The sequence below is a fragment of the Trebonia sp. genome (genome assembly GCF_030042015.1).
Lineage (GTDB): Bacteria > Actinomycetota > Actinomycetes > Streptosporangiales > Streptosporangiaceae > Trebonia.
Map to the genome: position 1 here is coordinate 1 of NZ_JASIAL010000001.1, position 4,867 is coordinate 4,867.

General features: G+C 68.4%; 7 protein-coding genes. 2 read left to right on the forward strand and 5 right to left on the reverse strand.

The annotated features are described in order from the left end of the window. Positions 1–221, reverse strand: a 221-nt coding sequence (locus Q1N79_RS00005; protein ID WP_300602385.1) for a hypothetical protein, incomplete at its 3' end; no start/stop codon positions are given. Between the two features lie 150 nt (positions 222–371). Here Q1N79_RS00005 and mscL point away from each other — a divergent pair. Continuing rightward, the gene (gene mscL / locus Q1N79_RS00010) at positions 372–812 is read left to right on the forward strand and encodes a large conductance mechanosensitive channel protein MscL (RefSeq protein WP_367185005.1); all 441 of its coding nucleotides are present in this window, start codon (positions 372–374) and stop codon (positions 810–812) included. A gap of 209 nt (positions 813–1,021) precedes the next feature. Here the strand turns inward: mscL and Q1N79_RS00015 are convergent, their stop codons facing one another. Next, positions 1,022–1,717 carry a hypothetical protein gene (locus tag Q1N79_RS00015; protein WP_300602389.1) on the reverse strand — a complete coding sequence of 232 codons (696 nt, stop codon included), beginning with the start codon at positions 1,715–1,717 and terminating at the stop codon, positions 1,022–1,024. A gap of 216 nt (positions 1,718–1,933) precedes the next feature. Beyond that, a complete protein-coding gene (gene bldC, locus Q1N79_RS00020) occupies positions 1,934–2,137 on the reverse strand; it encodes a developmental transcriptional regulator BldC (protein WP_013133571.1) in 204 nt (67 codons plus the stop codon). Positions 2,138–2,816: 679 nt separating this feature from the next. Here bldC and Q1N79_RS00025 point away from each other — a divergent pair. Then, positions 2,817–3,077 carry a DUF3073 domain-containing protein gene (locus Q1N79_RS00025; protein ID WP_300602472.1) on the forward strand — a complete coding sequence of 87 codons (261 nt, stop codon included), beginning with the start codon at positions 2,817–2,819 and terminating at the stop codon, positions 3,075–3,077. A gap of 98 nt (positions 3,078–3,175) precedes the next feature. On the opposite strand, the gene purF is transcribed toward Q1N79_RS00025, so the two are convergent. After that, complete coding sequence (purF, locus tag Q1N79_RS00030; protein WP_300602475.1) at positions 3,176–4,672, reverse strand: amidophosphoribosyltransferase; 1,497 nt, start codon at positions 4,670–4,672, stop codon at positions 3,176–3,178. Between the two features lie 22 nt (positions 4,673–4,694). Next, the coding region (locus Q1N79_RS00035; protein WP_300602482.1) for a sterol carrier family protein at positions 4,695–4,867 on the reverse strand (173 nt) is incomplete at its 5' end.

Genomic DNA, 4,867 nt, shown 5'->3' on the forward strand with positions numbered 1-4,867 from the left:
CTGATCGCGTCGGAGCGCCCGGTTACCATGCGCACGCCCCGGATGCCCGAAAGCCGCTCGCGCAGTTCCGCTTCGACCACGAAGCCGAGTCCGGGCAGGAACACGAACTCTATGCGGCGGGATCGCGGCTGGCTGGCTTGCTGATTCGAGCGCATGGTGCGGTATTCCGGCGATCGGCCGCGGGCGCGGCCTCCTCCCATGGTGAGCATGATATCCGTCACCAGAAACGAGCCCCGGCGACTGCCTCGCCGGCCACGCAGACTCCGCTAAGGAATGTGATAGTCACTGTCCGCAATAGATTGCGGGATGGTTACGCTGAGCGCGGTGTGATCGGTATCCTCCGCTACAGCGGAGGCAGTGCGGTCCACAGCATGGGGGTTGAATACATGAAGGGCTTCAGGGACTTCCTCGCCCAGGGCAATATCGTCGGGCTCGCGATAGCGGTCGTCATCGGCACCGCGTTCAGCGCCCTGGTGACGGCGCTCGTCGCCGACTTCATCACGCCGCTGATCGCGGCGATCGGCGGGAAACCCGACTTCGGCAGCCTCTATTTCACGGTCAACCACAGCAAGTTCTCATACGGCCTGTTCATCAACGCCGTGCTGGCGTTCTTGATCATGGCGGCCGTGATCTACTTCCTGGTCGTGGCCCCCATGACGAAGGTCACGGCACGGATGAACCGCAACCAGGCGGCGACCGAGCGCAACTGCCCGGAGTGCCTGAGCACGATCCCGATCGCGGCGTCCCGGTGCATGTACTGCACGGCCGAAGTTGGCCCCGCGTCAGTCGTCGCGGACAAGCAGTCCAGCTGACACCGACGGGAACGGGACGAGTCTGGGCTCGGGCCGGGGCCTGGCCGTCCCGAGCCCAGACGTTCGTGGGAGGGGTAGCGGGATTGACCCCTATACGATCAGTGTGGCACCGGTTCCTGATAAGAAGCTGGGGCAATGCTGGGAACCGGATAACTGGCTGGTAACGAAGCCTTCTCGGGGAACCGTATGTTCATACGGGCGTAGGCTCGTCACGAGTTCTCTGCCCCCACCGACTCCGGCGCTGCCTGCGCGGCCGTACCCGGCTGCGCGTCGGCGTCGGCTGCCTGAGCGGGCACGCCGCCGGCGTCCGTCGCCGGGACGCGCCTGCGTGCCGCCGGCTTCGCCCCGGACCTGGCCGGCTTGGCCCGGCCTTGCTGGCCGGCCCGGGGCTGCGGGGACGGCCGGGACGACGACGGCGCCTGCCGCTGCGCAGGCTGCCGCTGCGCGGGTGGCGACGGTACCGCGGCCACCTGCGTGGCTGGCTGCGGCGTAAACGATGGCTGTGGTGTGTAGATCGGCTGCGGGCCTGTCACCGACAGCTGCGGCACCGGCTGCAGCACCGCTGGCTGCGACATCACCGCTGGCTGCGGCACCGCTAGCTGTGGCACCTGCTGCAGCACCTGCGGCGGCAGCGGATAAGGGTTGCCTGCCAGCGGCTGCGATGGCAGCACCACATCGGAGTTTTCGTGCTCGAGGAATTCCGCCAGTCTTTCCGCCTCGTCGGCGCTGAACCCGATCACGGCACGCGGCTGGCCCCATGGCTCCTTGAGCGCGTAGCCCACATACCCGACCACCGGCTGCGGCGGCGTGTCCGCCATGCCCTGGAGCGCTCGCCAGCGCTCCCATGCCGATTCCAGGCGCGCAGCTGCATGCTGCGCGCGCGCGACCTGCTCTGGATCACGCATCGTGCATCCTCCCCTGTAAGTTTTGATGCCCGGAAAGCAAACCGGACCGGCCCCAGCACGGCGGGAGCGGCGAACGCGGTGCGTAAGCGCCGCGCTAACCGCCCCGCCCGCTGGGGCCGACCCCCCATTTCCACCGGACGAGCTCCGCCGTGAGCATGGCGGGGGGGCACGTTGCGGCTAACCGCCGTGCTCCCGGCACGCTCCTGACGCGGGGTGTTACTCAGAACGCTGCTGCGGGATCCCCGCCAGCAGTGCACGAACCTCGGTCTCCCGGTAACGCCGGTGCCCCCCCAGCGTGCGGATCGATGTCAACTTGCCTGCCTTCGCCCAGCGCGTGACCGTCTTCGGGTCGACACGGAACATCGTGGCGACTTCGGCGGGAGTCAACAGCGGCTCAGCCTCTGGCGTACGTGCGGACATTGGTGCGGCCTCTCCTCCTGGACCGGTGTAGCGATCCTCGTGTTGTTGTTGTCTGGCCATGGTGCTCCGCAAGGAGCTTGTCGTTGATGTCCTCATATGGCCTACAGGGACCATATTGCCATCACCAGCGGTGACAAGTCGACCACCCGGCGCGAAGTTTCTGTAGTGGGATGCCCCGTTGCTCCTTGGATCGGTGTCACTCACCGTGATTCTAGCGATACTAATCGTCGCATCGGGCTAGATTCGGAAATACTGCCCCGCGAGTCTTTCTGGTGCACGGCTCAGCGCCGCTCCCCGGGCGGAGCGCGCGACCTCTGGTTCTGTAGTCCCCTAGACACTTAGGGTAATCTACCCTGATCGAATCGTGATATAACAACACACTTCCCGTTGTTCACCGTGATCACGAGACGAGAACCGGCGGCCAGCCGGGGCCACCGCGCCGCGAACGCGGTGCGTGAGTACGGCGAGCAGCGGATCGGCGTAGTCATACGGGCCGCAAACCGGGTACGGTTATACGTGTACGGAAGCTGGCGAGCGCCGAGTTCCCCAAGGGGGGATCTACGGCGATTCTGTGTGTGTCACAGGCAAGCCGAACGGCAGGCACTGCGCGCACCCGGATAGCCGGCAACACAAGCATCGTGGGGCCGCACGGCTCCGGACGTTCGAGGGGGTCGAGCCAATGGGGCGCGGCCGAGCCAAGGCCAAGCAGGTGAAGGTTGCTCGCCAGCTCAAGTACAACAGCGGCGGCACGGACCTTGACCGGCTGCGTGCGGAGCTGGGCGTCGGATCAGACCAGCGGGGCGGGGACCAGAACGACCCGTACGCTGCGTACGACGACGACGATGCTGCCGACGAGGACACCGGCGACGAGGACACCGGCGACGAGGACGAGGACGCCGAGGACGACGAAGACGCCGAGGACGCCTGGTCCAAGCCCTAGGTTGTGCCGGTAACCGCAGCCGCTGTCAGTAGCCGAAGGCGGTGCGCCATCGCGGCGCACCGGCTCAAGGCTGTCCGCGTCAGTTCACGCCGCGGCCGTCAGCGGCTTCCCGCCGCTTCAAGTACGCTCTTGCCCCGGTCGCTGTCCGGGACAGGGACCGGGTACTGGCCATCGAAGCAGGCGCGGCACAGCGAACCGGGCGGCTGCTCTGTGGCCGCCACGAGCCCGGCAAGCGAGACATAGCCGAGTGAGTCGGCGCCGATCGAAGCGCAGATCTCGGGGACCGAGCAGCTGCCGGCGATGAGCTCGGCCCGCGTCGCGAAATCGATCCCGTAAAAGCACGGCCACTTCACCGGCGGCGAGGCGATCCGGACGTGCACCTGGAGCGCCCCCGCCTCGCGCAGCATGGCCACGATCGCCCGCTGGGTGTTCCCGCGCACGATCGAGTCATCGACAACGACGATCCGCTGGCCGGCGATCACGTCGCGCAGGGGATTAAGCTTCAGCCTGATGCCGAGCTGCCTGATCGTCTGGCTCGGCTGGATGAAGGTCCTGCCGACGTAGGAGTTCTTCACCAGGCCCTGCCCGTACGGGATGCCGCTGGCCTCCGCGTACCCGATCGCGGCCGGGGTGCCCGACTCGGGCACCGGGATCACCAGGTCGGCGTCGGCCGGGTGCTCGCGTGCCAGCGTCCGGCCGATCTGCACCCGGGCGGCGTGCAGGCCGCGCCCGCCGATCGTGGTGTCCGGCCTGGCCAGGTAGACGTACTCGAACAGGCAGACCTTCGGCGAGGCCGCCGCGAAGATCCGCGACCTGACGCCCCGCTCGTCGAGCGAGATCAGCTCGCCAGGCCGGACCTCGCGCACGAAGGAGGCGCCCACGATGTCCAGCGCCGCGGTCTCGCTCGCCACGACCCAGCCCGCGGCCCCCAGCCGGCCGAGCACGAGCGGCCGGAATCCCTGCGGGTCGCGCGCCGCGTACAGGGTCTTCTCGTCCATGAACACCAGCGAGTAGGCGCCCTTGACAAGCGGAAGGACGCGTGCCGCCGCCTCCGCGATGCCACCGGGGCCCGGGCCGTCCCCCGCGGGCCCCCCGGGCGCCCCGGCCGGCCCCTGCACGAACAGCTCGGTGAGCACGTCGGTGTCCGAGGTGGCCGCGAGCGTGCCGTGCCCGTTGCCCGGGGCGAGCATCGCGGCGAGCTCGCGGGTGTTGGTCAGGTTCCCGTTGTGCCCGAGGGCGATGGACACCGTCGGCGTGGACCGGAAGGTCGGCTGCGCGTTCGCCCACACCGAAGAGCCGGTGGTCGAATACCGGCAATGCGCCACCGCGATGTCGCCGCGCAGCGCCCGCAGCGAAGGCTCGTCGAACACCTGGGCGACCAGGCCCATCTCCTTGTGCACGACGATCCGCCTGCCATCGCTGACCGCGATGCCGGCCGACTCCTGACCGCGGTGCTGAAGCGCGTGCAGTCCGTAATAGGCGAGCTTGGCGACGTCCTCACCCGGGGACCAGATACCGAACACGCCACAGGCGTCCCGCGGCGGGCGGTCTTCTGGATCAAGATCGTGCGTTAGGCGCCCGTCTGGCTTAGCCACCAGGTCAGTCTATTTCCTCGGCTCACCCGGGGGGAACGGTCCCGCCGACCGGAAGGTGCGCGGACAGGTCAGACCGCGCTCCGCTCGCCCGGACCGCCCCGCTTTGCACCGCCTCGGGCCATGTCAGCCGCCCGGTTGCGAGCAGGAACCAGGTCGCCGGATCCGTCTCCACGACGTTCGGAGGGGTCCCCCGCG